This window comes from Pseudomonas sp. SORGH_AS_0199, assembly GCF_031453735.1.
Classification (GTDB): Bacteria; Pseudomonadota; Gammaproteobacteria; order Pseudomonadales; family Pseudomonadaceae; genus Chryseomonas; species Chryseomonas aestiva.
Window position 1 is genome coordinate 2,179,504 of sequence record NZ_JAVJAE010000001.1, and the last position, 18,367, is coordinate 2,197,870.

General features: G+C 68.5%; 19 protein-coding genes. 15 read left to right on the forward strand and 4 right to left on the reverse strand.

What is annotated here, in order from left to right; translation table 11 throughout:
• The first annotated feature begins 73 nt into the window (after positions 1-73).
• From cobO to QE444_RS10240, 11 genes are all read left to right on the forward strand, one after another.
• Complete coding sequence (gene cobO, locus QE444_RS10190) at positions 74-700, forward strand: cob(I)yrinic acid a,c-diamide adenosyltransferase (protein ID WP_158895445.1); 627 nt, start codon at positions 74-76, stop codon at positions 698-700.
• Positions 694-1,992 carry a cobyrinate a,c-diamide synthase gene (locus tag QE444_RS10195; RefSeq protein WP_309738280.1) on the forward strand — a complete coding sequence of 433 codons (1,299 nt, stop codon included), beginning with the start codon at positions 694-696 and terminating at the stop codon, positions 1,990-1,992. Before cobO ends, QE444_RS10195 begins: the two co-directional genes overlap by 7 nt.
• Positions 1,989-2,639, forward strand: a complete 651-nt coding sequence (gene bluB, locus QE444_RS10200) for a 5,6-dimethylbenzimidazole synthase (protein WP_158895441.1) — start codon at positions 1,989-1,991, stop codon at positions 2,637-2,639. Before QE444_RS10195 ends, bluB begins: the two co-directional genes overlap by 4 nt.
• Positions 2,636-3,544 carry an adenosylcobinamide-phosphate synthase CbiB gene (gene cbiB / locus QE444_RS10205; RefSeq protein ID WP_309738284.1) on the forward strand — a complete coding sequence of 303 codons (909 nt, stop codon included), beginning with the start codon at positions 2,636-2,638 and terminating at the stop codon, positions 3,542-3,544. Before bluB ends, cbiB begins: the two co-directional genes overlap by 4 nt.
• The gene (gene cobD, locus QE444_RS10210; protein WP_309738286.1) at positions 3,537-4,526 is read left to right on the forward strand and encodes a threonine-phosphate decarboxylase CobD; all 990 of its coding nucleotides are present in this window, start codon (positions 3,537-3,539) and stop codon (positions 4,524-4,526) included. Before cbiB ends, cobD begins: the two co-directional genes overlap by 8 nt.
• The gene (locus QE444_RS10215; protein WP_309738287.1) at positions 4,523-5,974 is read left to right on the forward strand and encodes a cobyric acid synthase; all 1,452 of its coding nucleotides are present in this window, start codon (positions 4,523-4,525) and stop codon (positions 5,972-5,974) included. Before cobD ends, QE444_RS10215 begins: the two co-directional genes overlap by 4 nt.
• Positions 5,975-6,496: a bifunctional adenosylcobinamide kinase/adenosylcobinamide-phosphate guanylyltransferase gene (cobU, locus tag QE444_RS10220; protein ID WP_309738289.1), complete on the forward strand. Its 522-nt coding sequence runs from the start codon at positions 5,975-5,977 to the stop codon at positions 6,494-6,496.
• Complete coding sequence (gene cobT, locus QE444_RS10225) at positions 6,493-7,551, forward strand: nicotinate-nucleotide--dimethylbenzimidazole phosphoribosyltransferase (protein ID WP_133859646.1); 1,059 nt, start codon at positions 6,493-6,495, stop codon at positions 7,549-7,551. Before cobU ends, cobT begins: the two co-directional genes overlap by 4 nt.
• On the forward strand, positions 7,544-8,095 hold the full coding sequence (locus QE444_RS10230; protein ID WP_133859645.1) for a histidine phosphatase family protein: 552 nt from the start codon (positions 7,544-7,546) through the stop codon (positions 8,093-8,095). The genes cobT and QE444_RS10230 overlap by 8 nt, the downstream gene beginning before the upstream one ends.
• Positions 8,095-8,826: an adenosylcobinamide-GDP ribazoletransferase gene (locus QE444_RS10235; RefSeq protein WP_133859644.1), complete on the forward strand. Its 732-nt coding sequence runs from the start codon at positions 8,095-8,097 to the stop codon at positions 8,824-8,826. The genes QE444_RS10230 and QE444_RS10235 overlap by 1 nt, the downstream gene beginning before the upstream one ends.
• Positions 8,827-8,985: 159 nt before the next feature.
• The gene (locus QE444_RS10240; protein WP_133859643.1) at positions 8,986-11,139 is read left to right on the forward strand and encodes a bifunctional diguanylate cyclase/phosphodiesterase; all 2,154 of its coding nucleotides are present in this window, start codon (positions 8,986-8,988) and stop codon (positions 11,137-11,139) included.
• 103 nt (positions 11,140-11,242) lie between these two features.
• Here the strand turns inward: QE444_RS10240 and QE444_RS10245 are convergent, their stop codons facing one another.
• The gene (locus QE444_RS10245; protein WP_273809153.1) at positions 11,243-12,550 is read right to left on the reverse strand and encodes an OmpP1/FadL family transporter; all 1,308 of its coding nucleotides are present in this window, start codon (positions 12,548-12,550) and stop codon (positions 11,243-11,245) included.
• Positions 12,551-12,834: 284 nt separating this feature from the next.
• On the opposite strand from QE444_RS10245, the gene rnd reads away from it, so the two are divergent.
• The 3 genes from rnd to QE444_RS10260 are packed head-to-tail and all read left to right on the forward strand — an operon-like array spanning position 12,835 to position 15,226.
• The gene (gene rnd, locus QE444_RS10250) at positions 12,835-13,989 is read left to right on the forward strand and encodes a ribonuclease D (protein WP_309738297.1); all 1,155 of its coding nucleotides are present in this window, start codon (positions 12,835-12,837) and stop codon (positions 13,987-13,989) included.
• A complete protein-coding gene (locus QE444_RS10255) occupies positions 13,986-14,288 on the forward strand; it encodes a YcgL domain-containing protein (RefSeq protein WP_187978821.1) in 303 nt (100 codons plus the stop codon). Before rnd ends, QE444_RS10255 begins: the two co-directional genes overlap by 4 nt.
• Positions 14,285-15,226: a D-2-hydroxyacid dehydrogenase gene (locus tag QE444_RS10260; protein ID WP_309738300.1), complete on the forward strand. Its 942-nt coding sequence runs from the start codon at positions 14,285-14,287 to the stop codon at positions 15,224-15,226. The genes QE444_RS10255 and QE444_RS10260 overlap by 4 nt, the downstream gene beginning before the upstream one ends.
• On the opposite strand, the gene QE444_RS10265 is transcribed toward QE444_RS10260, so the two are convergent.
• Entirely contained in the window at positions 15,211-15,807 is a 597-nt protein-coding gene (locus QE444_RS10265; RefSeq protein ID WP_309738303.1) for a nitroreductase family protein, read from the reverse strand. The genes QE444_RS10260 and QE444_RS10265 overlap by 16 nt on opposite strands.
• 137 nt (positions 15,808-15,944) lie before the next feature.
• Between QE444_RS10265 and QE444_RS10270 the strand changes: the two genes are divergently transcribed.
• On the forward strand, positions 15,945-16,394 hold the full coding sequence (locus QE444_RS10270; RefSeq protein WP_058762427.1) for a YcgN family cysteine cluster protein: 450 nt from the start codon (positions 15,945-15,947) through the stop codon (positions 16,392-16,394).
• Positions 16,395-16,402: 8 nt separating this feature from the next.
• Here the strand turns inward: QE444_RS10270 and QE444_RS10275 are convergent, their stop codons facing one another.
• Positions 16,403-17,386, reverse strand: a complete 984-nt coding sequence (locus tag QE444_RS10275) for an oligopeptide/dipeptide ABC transporter ATP-binding protein (protein ID WP_309738317.1) — start codon at positions 17,384-17,386, stop codon at positions 16,403-16,405.
• Positions 17,383-18,366 (reverse strand): ABC transporter ATP-binding protein, encoded by a 984-nt coding sequence (locus QE444_RS10280; RefSeq protein WP_309738319.1) that lies wholly within the window; start codon positions 18,364-18,366, stop codon positions 17,383-17,385. Before QE444_RS10280 ends, QE444_RS10275 begins: the two co-directional genes overlap by 4 nt.
• Between the last annotated feature and the right edge of the window lies 1 nt (position 18,367).

Below are 18,367 nucleotides of genomic sequence, written 5' to 3' on the forward strand. Positions count from 1 at the left end.
GCGTCGCCACCTGCCTTGCGCGGGCGGCGTCTCTGCCCGTTTCTCCGCCGCGCCCGCACCCGGAGAACCACCCATGACCGATAGCCCCGATTCGACCAGCCCCGAGCGCGATGAACGCCACCGTGCGCGCATGGTGCGCAAGAAGGCGGTGATCGACGCCCGCATCGCCGAAGCCCAGGACGAGCGCGGCCTGCTGCTGGTCCACACCGGCATCGGCAAGGGCAAGAGCAGCTCGGCCTTTGGCATGGCGGCGCGTGCCCTCGGCCACGGCATGAAGGTGGGCGTGGTGCAATTCATCAAGGGCCGCCGCGACACCGGCGAGCAACTCTTCTTCAGGCGCTTCCCGGACGAGGTGCGCTACCACGTCATGGGCGAGGGCTTCACCTGGGATACCCAGGACCGGGCCCGCGATCTGCAGTCGGCTGCCGCGGCCTGGGCGGTGGCGGTCGAGCTGCTGCGCGATCCGGCCATCGGCCTGGTGCTGCTGGACGAACTCAACATCGCCTTCAAGCACGGCTATCTGGACGTCGACCAGGTGCTGGCCGATCTGGCCGGGCGTCCGGCCCATCAGCACGTGGTGGTGACGGGCCGCGGTGCGCCGCCGGCGCTGGTCGAGGCCGCCGATACCGTGACCGACATGAGTCTGGTCAAGCATGCCTTCCAGGCCGGCGTCCGCGCCCAGCAGGGTATCGAATGGTAGGCGAGATGCGGCATTGCCCGGCGCTGCTGATCGCCGCTCCGGCCTCCGGTCAGGGCAAGACCAGCGTCACCGCCGCCCTGGCCCGGTTGCACGCCCGCCAGGGGCGGCGGGTACGGGTGTTCAAGTGCGGTCCGGACTTTCTCGATCCGATGATTCTCGCCCGCGCCAGCGGCGCACCCGTCTACCAGCTCGATCTGTGGATGATCGGCGAGGCCGAGAGCCGGCGCCTGCTGTGGGAAGCGGCGGGGGAGGCCGATCTCATCCTCATCGAAGGCGTCATGGGCCTGTTCGACGGTCAACCCTCGGCGGCCGACCTGGCCGAGCGCTTTGGCGTACCGGTGCTGGGAGTGATCGACGCCGCCGGCCTGGCGCAGACCTTTGGCGCCCTGGCCTATGGCCTGGCCCACTATCGGCCGGGCCTGCCCTTCGCCGGGGTGCTGGCCAATCGCAGTGGCAGTCCGCGGCAGACGCAGCTGATCCGCGGCAGCCTGCCGGCGGGCATGACCTTCTTTGGCAGCTTGCCGCGCGATGCCGGCATCGAGTTGCCCAGTCGTCACCTGGGGCTGATCCAGGCCGACGAGGTCACCGACCTGGATCGTCGCCTCGACATGGCGGCCGATGCCCTGGGCGCCAGTTCCACCCTCGAAGTGCCGCCGCCGGTGGCCTTTGCCGCACCGCCGCCGACCGTGGTCGAGCCGCTTCTGGCGGGGGTGCGGATCGGCGTGGCCCGGGATGCGGCGCTGGCCTTCATCTACCAGGCCAATCTCGATCTGCTGCGCGCCCTGGGCGCCGAGCTGGAGTTCTTTTCGGTACTCACCGACACGGCGCTGCCGGCGGTGGACAGCCTCTATCTGCCCGGCGGCTATCCCGAGCTGCACCTGCAGACGCTTTCCAACAACCTGGGCATGCGCGCGGCCATCCGCGCCCACCATGCGGCCGGCAAGCCGATCCTCGCCGAGTGCGGCGGCATGCTCTATCTGCTCGACGAACTGACCGACAAGGCCGGCGAATCCGCCAGCCTGCTCGGACTGCTGCCGGGCAGCGCGCGGATGCAGGCGCGCCTCACCGCCCTGGCCTTGCAGTCGGTGGAGTTCGAGCAGGGCACCCTGCGTGGCCACACCTATCATCACTCGGCCCTGGAGTCATCCGAGGTGCCCTGGGCGCGCGGGCTGTGCCCCAACGGCAAGGCGGTGGCCGAGGCGGTCTACCGCGACGGTCGCCTCACCGCCAGCTATATTCACTTCTACATGCCGTCGGCACCCGCCGCGGCCGCCGCGATGCTCAAGCCGTGACCACGACTCCCTATACCCCCGCCGAACAAGCCGCCGTCTACCGAGCCATCGCCGAGCGCCGCGACATGCGCCACTTCTGCGGTGGCGAGGTGCCCCCCGAGCAACTGGCCCGCCTGCTCGGTGCCGCCCACCAGGCGCCCAGCGTCGGGCTGATGCAGCCCTGGCGCTTCCTGCGCATCAGCGATCCGGCCCTGCGTCAGCGCCTGCACGAGCTGGTGGAAGAAGAGCGCTGCGCCACCGCCGACGCCCTCGGCGAGCGCAGCGATGACTTCATGAAGCTCAAGGTGCAGGGCATCCTCGATTGCGCCGAGGTGCTGGTGGCCGCGCTCATGGACGGCCGCGAAGCCCACGTCTTCGGCCGCCGTACCCTGCCGGAGATGGACCTGGCCTCGCTGTCCTGCGCCATCCAGAATCTCTGGCTGGCGGCGCGCTGCGAAGGCCTGGGCATGGGGTGGGTGTCGCTGTTCGAGCCGGAAGCCGTGCGCAGCCTGCTGGAGATGCCGGAAGGCTCGCAGCCGGCGGCCATCCTCTGCCTGGGACCGGTGGAAGCCTTCTATCCGCGCCCGATGCTGGAAGAGGAGGGCTGGCGCCAGGGGCGGCCGCTGGAGGAGCTGGTCTTCGAGAATCGCTGGGGCCAGAAACCATGATGCTGGCCTTCGCGGTCGTCAGCGGCATGCTGCTCGACCTGCTGTTCGGCGAACCCCGCCGCGCCCACCCCCTGGTGCTGTTCGGGCGCCTGGCCGACAGCCTCGAAGCCCGCTTCAATCCCGGTGGCCGTGGCTGGCGCAGCCATGGCGTGGTGGCCTGGGGCCTGGCCGTGCTGCCCTGGGTGCTGCTCACCGCCTTGCTCTGCCAGCTCGACTGGCTGGCCTGGATAATCCAGCCCCTGGCGCTGTATCTGGCCGTGGGACTGCGTAGCCTCGGCGAGCACGCCGAGCCGGTGGCCCGCGCCCTGCAACGCAACAATCTGCCCGAGGCACGGCGTCGGGTCGGCTACCTGGTCAGCCGCGAGACCAGCGAGCTGGACGAGACCGCCGTGGCCCGCGCCGCCACCGAATCGGTGCTGGAGAATGGCAGCGATGCCGTCTTCGCCGCGCTGTTCTGGTTCGCCCTGCTGGGTGCCCCGGGTGTGGTGCTCTATCGCCTGGCCAATACCCTGGACGCCATGTGGGGCTATCGTACGCCGCGCCTTGAGCGTTTCGGCTGGGCCGCGGCGCGGCTGGACGATGTCCTCAACTATATTCCTGCGCGCCTGGTGGCCCTGACCTATGCCGGTCTCGGCCGCTTCTGGAGCGCCATCGAAAGCTGGCGCACCCAGGCACCGCTGTGGGACAGCCCCAACGCCGGTCCGGTGATGGCGGCCGGTGCCGGCGCCCTGGGCGTGAGCCTGGGCGGCCCGGCTCGCTACCACGGCGAATGGCACGAGCGTCCGCTGCTGGGCCGTGGACCGGTGCCGACCTTCCTGGCCATCACCCGTGCCCTGAAACTGGTGCGCCGTGGCGCCTGGTTGTGGACCGCGCTGATCGCCCTGGGAGGACTGCTGCTTGCTTGAGCACGGCGGTCGGCTGCGGCGCGCGGCGCGCAGCTACGACATTCCCCTGGACGACTGGCTGGACCTGTCCACCGGTCTGGCCCCCTGGCCCTGGCCGCTGCCGGAGATTCCGGCCAGTGCCTGGGCCCGGCTGCCGGAGCCCGATGACGGCCTGGTGGAGGCTGCCGGTGCCTGTTACCGGGCCAGCGCGTTGCTGCCGGTGGCCGGTTCCCAGGCCGCCATCCAGGCACTGCCGACCCTGCGCGCACCCGCGCGGGTCGCGGTACTGGCGCCCTGTTACGCCGAACACGCCCTGGCCTGGCGTCGCGCCGGGCACGAGGTGCTGGAGTGGGGCGAAGCCCGGATCGCGACCGACCTCGACCAGCTGGACGTGGTGGTAGTGGTCAATCCCAACAATCCCACGGGCGAACGCCTGTCGCCGGCCCGGCTGCTGGACTGGCACGCCCGCCTCGAACGCCGCGGTGGCTGGCTGGTGGTGGACGAGGCCTTCATGGATCCCACCCCGGCAGCGAGTCTTGCACCCTTCAGCGATCTGCCCGGGCTGATCGTGCTGCGCTCCTTTGGCAAGTTCTTCGGACTGGCCGGGATGCGCCTGGGCTTCGTGCTGGCGGCGCCGAGCCTGCTGGCGCAGCTGGACGAGCAACTGGGGCCCTGGACGGTGAACGGCCCCAGTCGTCATCTCGCCCGGCAACTGCTGGCCGATCAACCGGGCCAGCAGCGTCAGCGCGAGGCGCTGCTCAAGGCCGGTGAACGCCTGGCCGCGGTGCTCGCCCGGCACGGCCTCGCGCCCAGTGGTGGCTGCGCCCTCTTTCAATTGCTGCAGCGCGCGGACGTCGCGGGGCTGCACGAACACCTGGCCCGCCAGGCCATCCTCACCCGCCTGTTTCCCGCGCTCGGCGCCCTGAGATTCGGGCTGCCCGGCGACGAGTCCGGCTGGCAGCGCCTGGACCAGGGCCTCGCCAGCTACCGGAGCCCCCTATGAGTACGCTGATGGTGCAGGGCACCACCTCCGACGCCGGCAAGAGCACCCTGGTGGCCGCCCTGTGCCGCTGGCTCTATCGCCAGCGCGTGGCCGTGGTGCCCTTCAAGCCGCAGAACATGGCGCTCAACAGCGCCGTGACCGCCGATGGCGGCGAGATCGGCCGGGCCCAGGCGGTCCAGGCCCAGGCCTGCGGCCTGGTACCCCATACCGACATGAATCCGGTGCTGCTCAAGCCCAACACCGATGTCGGCGCCCAGGTGATCATCCACGGTCGCGCCGTCACCAGCATGGATGCCAAGGCCTATCACGCCTACAAGCCGATAGCCCGGGAGGCGGTGCTGGCCTCCCATGCCCGCCTTTCGGCGGGCTATCAGGTGGTGCTGGTGGAGGGCGCCGGTTCGCCGGCCGAGATCAACCTGCGCCAGGGCGATATCGCCAACATGGGCTTTGCCGAGGCAGTGGACTGCCCGGTGCTGCTGGTGGCCGACATCGACCGGGGCGGCGTCTTCGCCCATCTGGTCGGCACCCTCGACCTGCTCGAACCCAGCGAGCAGGCGCGCGTCGCCGGCTTCATCATCAACCGCTTCCGCGGTGACCTGGCGCTGCTGCAACCCGGGCTGGACTGGCTCGAAGCCCGTACCGGCAAGCCGGTGCTTGGCGTGCTGCCCTATCTGCACGACCTGCACCTGGAAGCCGAGGATCGCCTGGCCACCGGCCAGGTCGCCAAGCAGGGAGCGCGCCTGCGGGTGGCGGTGCCGGTGATGCCGCGATTGAGCAACCACACCGATTTCGATCCCCTGCGCCTGCATCCCCAGGTGGAGTTGCTGTTCGTCCGTCAGGGCGAGGCGCTGCCCGCCGCCGACCTGATCATCCTCGGCGGCTCCAAGAGCGTGCGCAGCGACCTGGCCTTCCTGCGCGCCCAGGGCTGGGACGCGGCCATCACCCGCCATCTGAGATACGGCGGGCGGGTGCTGGGCATCTGTGGGGGCTTCCAGATGCTCGGCGAGCGGATCGCCGATCCTCTCGGGCTGGAAGGCGCGCCGGGTGACAGCGCCGGTCTGGGCCTCCTGGCCATGAGCACCGAATTGGCGGCGGAAAAGCAGCTGCGCAACGTGCACGGCTGGCTGAGCGACGGCGACGCCGAGGTGGCCGGCTACGAGATCCATGCCGGCGTCAGCCAGGGACCGGCCCTGGAGCGGCCGGTGCTGCGCTTTGCCGATGGCCGCGTGGATGGCAGCCTCAGCGACGACGGCCAGGTGCTGGGCACCTACCTGCACGGCCTGTTCGAATCTCCCGCCGCCAGCGTCGCCCTGCTGCGTTGGGCGGGTCTCGCCGAACCGCAGCAGCTGGACTACCACGCCCTGCGCGAGCGCGATCTGGAGCGCCTGGCCGATCTGGTCGAACACCATTTGGACACTGGGCGCCTGCGCGCCCTCTGCGAGCTCTAGATGCGCGAATTCATCCTCGGTGGCGCTCGCTCCGGCAAGAGCGCCCTGGCCGAGCGCCTGGCCGCCGAGTCCGGCCTTGCCGTCACCTATATTGCCACCGCCGGCGGCAACGACGCCGAACTGGCCCGGCGCATCGAGCGCCATGCCGCCCGCCGGCCGGCGCACTGGGCGCTGGTGGAAGCACCCCTGGCGCTGGCCGAACGCCTGGAAGCTCTGGCGGCGCCGGAAAGCTGCCTGCTGGTGGACTGCCTGACCCTCTGGCTGACCAATCTGCTCCTGCTCGACGATCCCCGGCGCCTCGACAGTGCCTGCGCGGAGCTGCTCGAGGTCGTACCGCAGTTGCCCGGCCACCTCATCTTCGTCAGCAACGAAACCGGTCTGGGCGTCGTCCCGCTGGGCGAGCTGACGCGCCGCTATGTCGATGCCGCCGGCGAATTGCACCAGGCCCTGGCCGCGCGCTGCGAGCGCGTGGTGCTGACCGTCGCCGGTCTCCCCCTGACCCTCAAAGGAACCCCGCTATGAGCATGCCCTGGTGGCAAGGACCCTGCCGCCAACCCGATACCGCCGCCGCCGAAGCCGCGCGCCAGCGGCAGGCGGTATTGACCAAGCCGAGCGGTTCGCTCGGCGATCTGGAAGTGCTGGCCATCCAGCTGGCGGCCCTGCAGGGCACGCCGCGGCCACTGCTGCAGCGGACCGCCATCGCCGTCTTCGCCGGTGATCATGGGGTGGTGGAAGAGGGCGTCTCGGCCTATCCGCAGTCCGTGACCGCCGAGATGGTGCGCAACTTCGTGCGTGGCGGGGCCGCCATCAGCGTGCTCGCCCGGCAACTGGACGCCGCCCTGGAAGTCATCAACCTGGGTACCGTCACGCCGCTGGAAGCCCTGCCCGGGATCATCGACCTGCCCCTGGGCCGCGGTACCGCCAACTTCACCCTGACCCCGGCCATGACCCATGAGCAGTGCCAGGCCGCGCTGCAGGCCGGGCGCGACGCCGTCCTGCGTGCCTGCGCCGGGGGTGCCGATCTGTTCATCGGCGGCGAGATGGGCATCGGCAATACCACCGCCGCCAGCGCCATTGCCAGTGTGCTGCTGGATACCTCGCCGCTGGCCCTGGCCGGGCCCGGTACCGGCCTGGACGCCGATGGGGTGGCGCGCAAGGTGGCGGTCATCCAGCGCGCGCTGCTGCGCCATGGCGACGCCCTGGACGATCCCTACGAGCTGCTGCGCCGCCTGGGCGGCTTCGAGCTGGCGGCCCTGACCGGTGCCTATCTGGCCTGTGCCCAACAGGGCCTGCCGACCCTGATCGACGGCTTCATCTGCTCGGTGGCAGCGCTCTGCGCCCAGCGCCTGCAACCCGCTACCCGCGACTGGCTGCTGTTCGCCCACTGCGGTGCCGAGCCTGGCCATGCCGCGGTGCTGCTGGCGCTGGGCGGCGAGCCGCTGCTGGACCTCGGCCTGCGCCTGGGCGAAGGCAGCGGTGCGGCGCTGGCCGTGCCGCTGCTGCAACTGTCCTGCCGCCTGCACAGCGAGATGGCGACCTTTGCCGAAGCCAGTGTCTCCAGCCGCGCCCATGACTGACTGTTGGCTGCTGCGCCATGGCGTCACCGAAGGCCCCGAAGGCTTTCGCGGACGCCTCGATCCGCCGCTGGCGGAGCAGGGCTGGGCGCAGTTGCGCGCCGCCGTCGCCACGCAGCCGCCCTTCGAGCTGATCCTGACGTCGCCGCAACAGCGCTGCGCGCGCTTCGCCGAGTGGCTGGCGGCGGAGCAGGGCGCCGAGCTGGTGCTGGAAGCGGATCTGCGCGAACTGGATTTCGGCGCCTGGGAAGGTCGTAGCGCCGCGGAGCTCATGCAGGACCAGGCGGAGGCCCTGGGGCGGTTCTGGGCCGATCCCTATGCCTATACCCCGCCCGAGGGCGAGCCCGTGGCGGCCTTCGCCGAACGGGTCCTGGGGGCGGTGACACGCTGGCGGCCCCGGCTGCAGGGCCACCGCAGCCTGATCGTCACCCATGGCGGCGTCATCCGCCTGCTGCTGGCCCGCCAGCGGGGTCTGGCGGCTAGGGACCTGCTGCAGGTCGAGGCGCCCTACGCGACCCTGCAGCCACTGGCGCTGGAGGAGGGCTGATGCCGCTACCCTTGCTGATCGCCGTGCAGTTTCTGACCCGCCTGCCGGTCCGGCTGCCCGGCGTGCCGCCCGCCGAGGCCGTTGGCCGCTCGGTGCTCTGGTATCCGGCGGTCGGCCTGCTGCTGGGTGCGCTCCTCAGTCTGATCGCCTGGCTGGGCGCCGCGGGCGGCGTCTTCCTGCAGGCGGCCCTGGTGCTGGCCGGCTGGGTGATCCTCACCGGCGGCCTGCACCTGGATGGCTTGGCCGACACCGTGGATGCCTGGATCGGCGGCTATGGCGATCGCGAGCGGACCCTCGCCATCATGAAGGATCCGGCCTGCGGACCCATGGGCGTCCTGGCGCTGCTGCTGACCCTCCTGCTCAAATGGAGCGCCCTGGTGGTGCTCCTGCCGCACGCGCCGGGCTGTCTGTGGCTAGCGCCCCTGGCCGGTCGCCTGGCGCTGCCCTGGCTGTTGCTGACCACCCCCTATGTACGCCCTGGCGGTCTGGGCGAACTGCTCAGTCGCCACCTGCCGCGGACAACCTTGACTCGGGTGCTGCTGCTGGGCGCGCTAGCCATCCTCCTGCTGCCCCAGGGCTGGACCGCACTGCTGGTCACCGCCGGGGTCGCGCTGCTGGTGCGACGCGCCCTGCGTCAGCGTCTCGGCGGTACCACCGGCGATACCGCCGGGGCCCTGCTGGAATTCACCGAGACCGGGGTATTGGTCGCGCTGGCCCTGACGCTGGGCTGAAAAATCGGCCCAAGCGTGAGGCACCCGGGATTTTGCGACCGTGGTCCTTGAACGACATCGGTTAAACCGTTAAGAAGGCGCCTGGTTGCGCGTCCAGCGAAACCGCCTCGGCACGAGCGGGTCCAGGGGGAGTCGTCGTCAGTTGGACAAGGAGCCCCAATGCTCGATGCGCCTCACAGCGCCGCCTCGCCTCGGGAAGTTGCCCCCGCGTCGCGGCTCCGCCTCAAGCCACGCAGCCTGTTCGCCAAGTTCTTTCTGGCGTTCATTTTGGTGGATGCCCTGGGCACCCTGCTGTTCACTCTGCACAGCTACCACCAGGCGCGCGAAGCCAGCAGCCAGAGCATCGACTATCGCTTGATGAGCGCGGCCCTGGCGCTGCCGGAAATTCTCGGCGAGGACTATCTCGCCCAATTGCAGGATCCGGTCCAGGCCGATCCCGACCGCTACCAGCGGACGCTAATCACCCTGGATCGCTATGCCCGCAAGGCCGGGCTGGCCTCGCTCTATGCCTTCGTCAAGGAAGGCTCGAGTTTTCGCTTCATCATGGATTCGGCCAACGAGGAGGAAATCCGCGTTGGCTATTTCGGCGACTATCGCCAGCTCTACGAGCAGGCACCCCCGGAACTCGCAGCGGTGTTTGCCGATCATCAACCGCGTTTCGCGGAATACCAGGATAACTTTGGCAGTTTCCGTTCGCTGTTCCTGGCCATTCCAGGACAGAACGGGCAGGCAGTCGTCATAGGGGCGGACATGTTCATGGAAGGAATAGCAGCGGCGGAGCAGTCGGCTCTGCTGGATTCGCTGCTCATAGGGGCGATCATCTTCGCGATGGGCGCTCTGGTCAGCCGGATCTTGGCAGGCGCACTCAATCGCTATCTGCTCCGTCTGGGTCAGGCCACCGAACGCATCGCCGATGGCGACTATCAGCTGGGCCTCAAGGAAGGCCGCGATCCGGTCGGTAGGCTCGGTCGCGCCATGAATCAGATGGGCGCCGCCCTGGCCGCGCGCGAGCGGCGCATCAGCCAGCTGGCGTTTCGCGACATGCTCACCCGGCTGCCCAACCAGGTGCGGCTGGTCCTGGAGATTCGCCAGCGCATCGAGCATGCCGCGGCTGGGCGCTTTGCCGTGCTGCTGCTGGACGTGGCCAACTTCCGCAACATCAACGAACTGCTCGGCCAGGAAGGTGGCGACAAGATCCTGCGCCACCTCGCGCGTCGGCTGAGGGTCGCGGCGCCGGAAGAGAATGGCGTGGCGCGGATCGGCGCCGACACCTTCGTCCTGCTGCTGCCCTGGTTCGACGACGCCTCGGCGGAGGCGGCGCTGCTGTCGCTGCGCAACCTGGTGGAAAAGCCCTTCGTCAGCGGTAACCAGCGGGTGTCGCTGCGCATCACCTTCGGTATCGCCTGCTACCCCGAGCATGGCGCCAGCGCCGAGGCCCTGCTGGCCAACGCCGAGACCGCGCTGCAGGATGCGCGCCGGCGCCAGCTGCCCTTCGCCTTCCACGATCCGGACCAGGAACGTCAGCGCCAGCTCGGCATCGCCATGCTCGACGCCCTGGACCTGGCCGTGGACCACGATCAGCTGCGCCTCTATCTGCAACCCAAGATCGCGTTGCCTGACGGCCGCGTGGAAGGCGCCGAGGTCCTGATCCGCTGGCAGCATCCGGAACTGGGGCTGCTCAAGCCGGACGCCTTCGTCGGCATCGCGGAGCAGAGTCGCAAGATCTGCGACATCACCCTCTGGGTGCTGGAGCGCTGCATGCGCTTGCAGCGCGAGCGGCAGCTGGGCGCCCTCAAGCTCAACGTCAATCTGTCGCTGCTGGACCTCGAGCATCCGGCCTTCATCGCCCGCATCGGCCGGCTGCTGGACGAGACCGGCGCCGTCGCCGCCGGCTTCTGCCTGGAGATCACCGAGTCCCGAGCCATGAGCAATCCGGTACAGGTGCTCGACTGCCTGCGCCAGCTCAAGGCCATGGGCTTCGAGCTGTCGCTGGATGACTTCGGCGCCGGGCATTCCTCGCTCGCCTGCCTGAGCAGCTTTCCCATCGACGAGCTGAAGATCGATCGGCAATTCATCGAGCATTGCCAGCTGCCCGGCGATCAGGAGGTCATCAGGCTGCTGGTCCAGCTCGGCCAGTTGCGCGGGCTGCGGGTGGTGGCCGAAGGTGTGGAGACCCGCCAGGCCCTGCAGGTCCTCACCGAGCTGGGCTGCGACCAGATCCAGGGCCAGCTGGTTGCCGGCGCCCTGTCGCTGGACGACTTCCAGCGCTGGTACGCGGAGCAGGAGCAGGGTTACTGGGGGCTCAGGGCGTAGATCAGGATCGGGGCTGTTCGCCGCCGGGGATGGCTGAGGCGCGATCCCGGTCCCGGAAAGCACGAAGCCGCCTGACGGCGGCTTCGCTAGCGGACCCTGACGCTTAGAAGCGGTAGGTCAGCTGGGCACCCAGACCATGGGCGCTGTTGTCGTACTTGGCGTTGTAGCCACCGCGCAGGGCATCGGGGGCGCGGTTGACCTTGACGTTGTCTTCCCACAGGTACGCGTAGGCGACGTCGATGGTCATCTCCTTGGTCGGGGACCAACCGGCGCCCAAGGAGAAGGTTTTGCGATCGCCGACCGGGACGCGCACGTTGCGGTCGGCGTTGTCCACTGGCGAGGGGTCAAGCGCCATACCTGCGCGCAGCACCCACTGTGGATTCAACTGATAGGAGGCACCCACCGCGTAAGACCAGGTGTCCTTCCAGTTGAATTCTTCGGTAATTTCGCCGAGGCGGTTGCCTAGCACCGGCAGGGTGGGGGTGCCTTCGTTCTCGACGGTGATGGCGTCCAAGCGACTCCAGCGGGTCCAAGTAGCCCCAGCGTAGAGCGTCCAGTCGTTATTCAGACGATAGGTAAAGGACGCGTCGCTACTTTCCGGGAGAGTAATGTTGAGGTTGGCGTCGTATTTGCCATTAAGCCGTCCCAAGATAGCGTTAAAGGTGGGGTTTGCACTTGCCGCGTCGGTGACCTCAGTGTGGCCCTTGAGCTTGTAGCTGACCTTGGAGTGATAAGTCAGGCCGAAGGTCAGGTCATCGGTGAGGTCGGCGAGTACACCGACGTTAAAGCCATAGGCAGTGTCGTCACCCTTGATCTTGACCTGGGCATCGCCGCCACCGAACGCACCAGCGTTCAGGTTGCTGTTGAGCTTGCCTTCAAGACGGTTGATGGTCGGACCGAAACCGATGGAGACCTTGTCGGTGATCTTGTAGCTGACGGTGGGCTGGATGGTGATGACTTCCACCTTGCTCGCCTGGCCCTGGTAGCGGCCCTGGAAGGCGTGCTCGTAGTTGCTGATCAGCGCATAGGGAACGTACATGCCCAGGCCGAAGTGCAGGCGGTCATCCACCGGCGTCACAAAGTAGCCGAAGGGCACCACCGAGTTGGGCACCATGTCGCCATCGTTGCTGCCGGGCACCTGTTGGCCGTTGGCATAACGGGCGTTGACGTCCTTGATATCGACCTTGGCGTGGATGTAGGCGCCACCCAGGGACACCTCGCGGCCCAGGCGCGACATGCCCGCCGGGTTGCCATAGATGGTGGAAGCGTCCTGCGCGGAGGAAGAGCGTCCGGCGAAGGAGGTACCCATCCCGCTGACACTCTGTTCGTTGATAGCCAGACCGTTCGCCAGGGCATAGCCGGAAGCGCTCGAAACGGCCAATGCAAGTAGGGTCAGTTTTATTGTTTTCATGCTCTTGCAGCTCCATTGAAAGGCGAGAAGCGCTTACCTCCGCGGATTCCCAAGTCCGAGTGAGTACCTGCGCACACTCAGCTTTTAGCAGGCCCTGCCTGCGAATACAAAAAAAACTATTCGGTCACGTTTGGTTCGGGGCGGTCATCAAGCGTTCATCCGACGAACCCGCCTGGAAAGCCGCTGAATGCCACGCTTCCCGGTGTATGACAGGGGCGTCAAGCGGCACCGAAGAAGCGGCCCGGGTGGCTTATACTGTCGGCTCATCTGTTCGGAGTGCGCCCTTGACTTCTGCCCCTCACTGGATCCGCGACGACGCGGCGCTGGCCGCCCTCTGCGCGCGGTGCCAGACCCTGCCCTTCATCGCCCTCGACACCGAATTCATGCGGGTCGACACCTTCTATCCCAAGGCCGGCCTGATCCAGATCGGCGACGGCCAACAGGCCTACCTGGTCGATCCCCTGTGCATCGGTGACTGGACACCCTTCGCCGCGATGCTGGAGGACCCGGCGGTGGTCAAGGTGCTGCACGCCTGCAGCGAAGACCTGGAAGTGTTGCTGCGCCTGACCGACAGCCTGCCGCAACCGCTGTACGACACCCAGCTGGCGGCGGCCTACCTGGGGCTGGCCCATTCCATGGGTTATTCGCGGCTGGTCGCCGAAGTGCTCAAGATCGACATCCCCAAGGACGAGACCCGTTCCGACTGGCTGCAACGGCCGCTGACGCCGTTGCAGGAACGTTATGCGGCGGCCGACGTGACCTATCTGGTAGACGTCTATCTCTATCTCGACGCGCGCCTGGATGACCAGCGGCGTGCCTGGCTGCTGGAGGATGGCGCCGAGCTGGTGGCCAATCTGCGCCGCATCAGCGATCCCTGGGAAGCCTATCGCGACGTCAAGCTGGCCTGGCGCCTGTCGCGCCAGCAACTGGCGGTGCTGCGGGTGCTCTGCCACTGGCGCGAGGTCAAGGCCCGCGAGCGCGACCAGCCACGCAACCATGTCCTGCGCGAACGCTCGCTGTGGCCCCTGGCGCGTTTCCAGCCGACCGACAAGCAGGCCCTGGCGCGCATCGACGACATGCACCCGCGCACCGTGCGCCAGGATGGCGATACCCTGCTGGAACTGATCGCCGAAGGCGCGGCCACCCCGGCTGAGCAATGGCCGGCGCTGCAGGCCGAACCCTTGCCCCACGAGGCGTCGCCGCTGCTCAAGGCCTTGCGCGCCATCGGTGAACGGGATGCCGAGGCCCTGGGCATGGCGCCGGAACTGATGCTGCGCAAGAAGGTGCTCGAAGCCCTGCTGCTCACCGGCTGGCCTGATGGCGACTACCAGCTGCCGGCGAATCTGCGCGGCTGGCGCCGCGAGCGCTTCGGCCAGACCCTTCTCGATCATCTGCAGGCGCAACGCACTCCGCCGGCGCCCCTGGAAGACACGCCATGAAACTGCTCTGCTCCATCTACCGCAGTCCGCGCAAGCCGGAAATGTACCTCTATGTCGACAAGCTCAAGGGCCTGAAACCCGTGCCCGAGGGCCTGCTCGCGGCCTTCGGTCCGCCGGCGCTGGCCTTCGAATTCGTGCTGACCCCGGAACGCAAGCTGGCACGGGAAGACGTCGCCAAGGTCCTCGAGAACATCGCCAAGCAGGGCTATCACCTGCAGATGCCGCCGCCGGAGCTGGAGCGCGATGACTACCTCGAGCACCTGCCTGAAGAACTGCTGCGGCTCAACGATCCGCTATGACCGCCGTCCTGCTGCTGGAAGACGCGCCGACCGGCTATGTTGATGCCTGGCGCCAGTGGGCGCCGGAGCTGGACCTGCAGGTACCGGCGGACCTGGTCGAGGCCGTGCGTCTGGCGCAGCAGCCGTGCTTCTGGCTCGGCCAGCCCGATCGCGCCGCGGCCCTGTTGCGCCAGGGCGTCAAGCCGCTCTGGCTGCAATCGACCTGGGCCGGCTACGCACCGTTGCTGGCGGCGGATCTGCCCTGCGACTATCGCTTCAGCAGGGCGGCGGGCTTGTTCGGCCAGAGCATCGGCGAATACGTCCTGACCTATCTGCTGCAGTTTGAGCGCCAGGTGGCTGCGCGGCAGCTCAGTCAGCAGGAAGGACGCTGGGATACCCGGGCGCCAGGCACCCTGGCCGGGCGGCGCCTGCTGCTGGTCGGGGCAGGGGACATCGGCCAGGACATCGCCCGCCTGTTCGCGCCGTTCGGCATGATCCTCACCGGCGTCGCCCGCAGCGCACGAACCTTGCCTGGCTTTGCCCGGGTGGTGCCGCTCGCGGAGCTGCGCCAGGCAGCGCGGGATGCGGACTTCGTGGTCAATCTGTTGCCGGACAGCGGCAGCACCCGGGATCTCTACGATGCGGACTTCTTCGCCGCCTTGCCTGCAGGTGCCTTGTTCATCAATGCCGGACGCGGCACCAGCGTGGTCGACGCCGAGCTGATCGCCGCGTTGGAGAGCGGGCAGCTGGCCGGGGCGGTGCTGGACGTGTTCCGTCAGGAGCCGTTGCCGGCCGAGCACCCCTTCTGGCGGACGCCCAACCTGCACCTCACCGCCCATGTCGCCGGACCTACGCCGCCGGCGGCGGCGGTCCGGCTGTTTCTCGACAATCTCCAGCGGCTGCACCAGGGGCAGCCCCTGCGCGGCGCCGTCGACCTGGCCGCTCAGTCGAAGGTATAGGGGCCGGCCACCGCCAGCTCTTCGACGGTCAGGCGCGGACTGGGCAACTCGCGCCCCTGCAGGGATTCCGGCAGGCTGGCCTTGTCGCCCAGCTTGCCGATGGCCACCGCCAGCTCGACCTTGAACGCCGCCGGTACCTTGAGCTCGCGCTGGATGCCTTCGCGGTCGATCCCGGCCATGCCGTGGGCGTGCCAGCCGGCATTGGTCGCCTGCAGCGCGAGGTAGGCCCAGGCCGCACCCGCATCGAAGCTGTGGCTGGGGAAGGGGACTTCCTCACCGCTGCTGGCGCGCAGCAGGGTGGTCTTCGACAGAATGATCACCAGGGCCGAGGCGTGTTGTGCCCAGCCGCGGTTGAATTCGGCCAGCAGACTCAGGAACAGCTCCCAGTGGGCATCGCCGCGGCGTGCATAGAGGAAGCGCCAGGGCTGGGCGTTGAAGGCTGACGGCGCCCAGCGCGCGGCCTCGATGAAGCCGAGCAGCGTCTCTTCCTCGATGGCGACCGGGTCGAAGGCGCGGGGCGACCAGCGCTGGACGAACTGGGAATCGACGGGATACTGGGGCGTACGGCTGCTGCTGGTCATGGCTTCACCACGAGAGGAAAGGGGAGTCCGGCACGGTAATCCGGTCGGGCGGAGTCGACAAGGGCGCGAACGGTGCTTGGCGCTCGCGGCGTGCGGCACTAGACTGCGCGCCCCCTTTCCTTGCCACGATCTCTGCCATGGCCGCCATCACCCAGCCGTTCTGGAAGCGCAAGACCCTCGATCAGCTCGATGCCCAGGAATGGGAGTCGCTGTGCGACGGCTGTGGCCTGTGCTGCCTGCAGAAACTCGAAGACGAGGACGACGGCGCCGTCTACTACACGCGCATCGCCTGCAAGCTGCTGGATCTCAAGACCTGCCAGTGCAGCCGCTACGCCGAGCGCACCCGCTTCGTCCCCGACTGCATCCAGCTCACTCCGGCCCAGGCCGACCAGTTCGCCTGGCTGCCGCCCACCTGCGGCTATCGCCTGGTGGCCGAAGGCAAGGATCTGCCGGAGTGGCACCCGCTGATCTGCGACGACCGCGAGGCGGTGCACAAGGCCGGCATCTCCCAGTCCGGCCGCATGCTCAGTGAGACCCAGGTCGCCGAAGACGACTGGGAAGACTATCTGATCTTCCGCGCGGGCTGATAACGGATTCAGACCACCGTGGGGCTGGCCCGCAGCGGTACGGCCAGGTTCGCCGCTCGATGGCAGCGTACCTCCGCCAACGTGCCTGGCAGCAGTGCCTGAGGTCGCTCGCACCCGGCGCCCGCCTGCGGACAGCGATCCCGAAAGAAACAGCCCTTCGGCAGCACCCGGTTGCCCGGCAACTCGGTGCGCTGCGCCGCGGCATTGCCGGTGAGCGGCTGGTCCAGCCGCGGCACCGCCTCCAGCAACAGCCGGGTATAGGGGTGGCTGGGCTGCTCCAGCACCTCTGCCGCCGCCCCCAGCTCGACGATCTGCCCCAGGTACATCACCGCCACCCGGTCGGCCAGGTGGCGCACCACCGAGACATTGTGGGAGATCAGCACGAAGGTCAGGCCGCGTTCGCGTTGCAGCTGGGCCAGCAGGTTGAGGATCTGGGCCTGTACCGAGATGTCCAGGGCCGAGGTGGGTTCGTCGAGAATGATGACGTCCGGGTCCGACGACAGCGCCCGGGCGATGGCGATGCGCTGACGCTGACCACCGGAGAACTGGTGCGGGTAGCGATCCAGATATTCGGGACGGATACCGACCTGCACCGCCAGGCGCTCGGCCAGGGCACGCAATTCGACAGAGGAGCTGCGACCCCGCACCACCAGCGGCTCGGTGATCAGCTTCCACACCGGCAGGCGCGGATCCAGCGAGGACTGCGGGTCCTGGAAGACGATCTGGATATTGCGCTCGCCACGGGCCGTGCCTCGAAGGGAGCCGCTCACCGGCGCCACCAGTCCCATCAGGACCTGGGCCAGGGTGCTCTTGCCGCAGCCGGATTCACCGAGCACGCCCAGGGTCTCACCGGGAAAGAGCCGCAGGTCGATGCCGTTGAGGGCATGGGCCTGGCCCTTGGTGCGCCCGAGCCAGTCGCGGCCCACCGGATAACGCACCTCGACGCCGCTGAGTTCCAGCAGCGGTACGGCGGGCGGAGCAAGGGTGTTCATGCCGGGGCGTCCTCCGCCTGCAGCCAGCAGGCGCTCAGGTGATCGGGGGTGTCCGTCGGCAGCAGCGCGGGGCGCGTCTCGCAGCGCTCATGGCGCCGACTGCAACGATCCTTGAAGCTGCAGCCGCCAGGCAGCTGGGCCAGATTGGGCACCTGCCCGGGGATGCTGGCCAGGTCGCTGCCCGGCACCGCCTTTTCCGGCAGGCAGGCCATCAGGCCCTGGGTGTAGGGATGCCGGGGTGCCTGCATGACCGCCGCGGTAGCCCCCTGTTCGACGATGCCGCCGGCGTACATCACATAGACGCGATCGCAGAATTGCGCGACCAGGGCCATGTCGTGGGTGATCAGCAGGATGGCGGTGCCCCGGGCCCGTGCCTTTTCGCGCAGCAGGAGCAGCACCTGGCGCTGCACCGTGACGTCCAGCGCGGTGGTCGGCTCATCGGCGATCAGCAGCTGCGGATCGCAGGAGAAGGCCAGGGCGATCATGATGCGCTGGCGCATGCCGCCGGACAGCTCGAAGGGATAGCGTTCGAGGATCTGCTCGGGATCGGCGATGTGCATGTCCTTGAGCAACTCGATTGCCTTGGTGCGAGCCTGGGCGGCATCCAGCGCGGTATGGCGGCGAATCACGTCCAGCAGCTGGCGACCGATGCGCCGCGTCGGATTGAGCGCGGTCATCGGCTCCTGGAAGATCATCGCCGCCTCGCGGCCGCGGACCTTCATCAGCTGGCGCTCGCTCAAGGCGAGCATGTCGTGGCCCACCAGGTTGACGCTGCCGCCGGTGACCCGGTAGCTGCCGGGGGGTAACAGGCCGAGGGTGAGCATGGCGGTGACCGACTTGCCCGAACCGGACTCGCCCACCACGCCGACGATCTCGCCAGGGGCCACACTCAGGCTGACGCCGTTGAGCGCCTTGGCGCTGCTGCGAAAGCCGGGGAATTCCAGATTCAGCTGGTCGATGTGCAGAACGGGCTGGCCCATG

What these genes read in the sequence shown, in the direction of transcription:
- cobO (WP_158895445.1), top strand. Translation starts at nt 74, where the DNA reads ATGACCGATAGCCCCGATTCGACCAGCCCCGAGCGCGATGAACGCCAC.
- QE444_RS10195 (WP_309738280.1), top strand. Translation starts at nt 694, where the DNA reads ATGGTAGGCGAGATGCGGCATTGCCCGGCGCTGCTGATCGCCGCTCCG.
- cbiB (WP_309738284.1), top strand. Translation starts at nt 2,636, where the DNA reads ATGATGCTGGCCTTCGCGGTCGTCAGCGGCATGCTGCTCGACCTGCTG.
- QE444_RS10215 (WP_309738287.1), top strand. Translation starts at nt 4,523, where the DNA reads ATGAGTACGCTGATGGTGCAGGGCACCACCTCCGACGCCGGCAAGAGC.
- cobU (WP_309738289.1), top strand. Translation starts at nt 5,975, where the DNA reads ATGCGCGAATTCATCCTCGGTGGCGCTCGCTCCGGCAAGAGCGCCCTG.
- cobT (WP_133859646.1), top strand. Translation starts at nt 6,493, where the DNA reads ATGAGCATGCCCTGGTGGCAAGGACCCTGCCGCCAACCCGATACCGCC.
- QE444_RS10230 (WP_133859645.1), top strand. Translation starts at nt 7,544, where the DNA reads ATGACTGACTGTTGGCTGCTGCGCCATGGCGTCACCGAAGGCCCCGAA.
- QE444_RS10235 (WP_133859644.1), top strand. Translation starts at nt 8,095, where the DNA reads ATGCCGCTACCCTTGCTGATCGCCGTGCAGTTTCTGACCCGCCTGCCG.
- QE444_RS10240 (WP_133859643.1), top strand. Translation starts at nt 8,986, where the DNA reads ATGCTCGATGCGCCTCACAGCGCCGCCTCGCCTCGGGAAGTTGCCCCC.
- QE444_RS10245 (WP_273809153.1), bottom strand. Translation starts at nt 12,550, where the DNA reads ATGAAAACAATAAAACTGACCCTACTTGCATTGGCCGTTTCGAGCGCT.
- QE444_RS10255 (WP_187978821.1), top strand. Translation starts at nt 13,986, where the DNA reads ATGAAACTGCTCTGCTCCATCTACCGCAGTCCGCGCAAGCCGGAAATG.
- QE444_RS10260 (WP_309738300.1), top strand. Translation starts at nt 14,285, where the DNA reads ATGACCGCCGTCCTGCTGCTGGAAGACGCGCCGACCGGCTATGTTGAT.
- QE444_RS10265 (WP_309738303.1), bottom strand. Translation starts at nt 15,807, where the DNA reads ATGACCAGCAGCAGCCGTACGCCCCAGTATCCCGTCGATTCCCAGTTC.
- QE444_RS10270 (WP_058762427.1), top strand. Translation starts at nt 15,945, where the DNA reads ATGGCCGCCATCACCCAGCCGTTCTGGAAGCGCAAGACCCTCGATCAG.
- QE444_RS10275 (WP_309738317.1), bottom strand. Translation starts at nt 17,386, where the DNA reads ATGAACACCCTTGCTCCGCCCGCCGTACCGCTGCTGGAACTCAGCGGC.
- QE444_RS10280 (WP_309738319.1), bottom strand. Translation starts at nt 18,366, where the DNA reads ATGGGCCAGCCCGTTCTGCACATCGACCAGCTGAATCTGGAATTCCCC.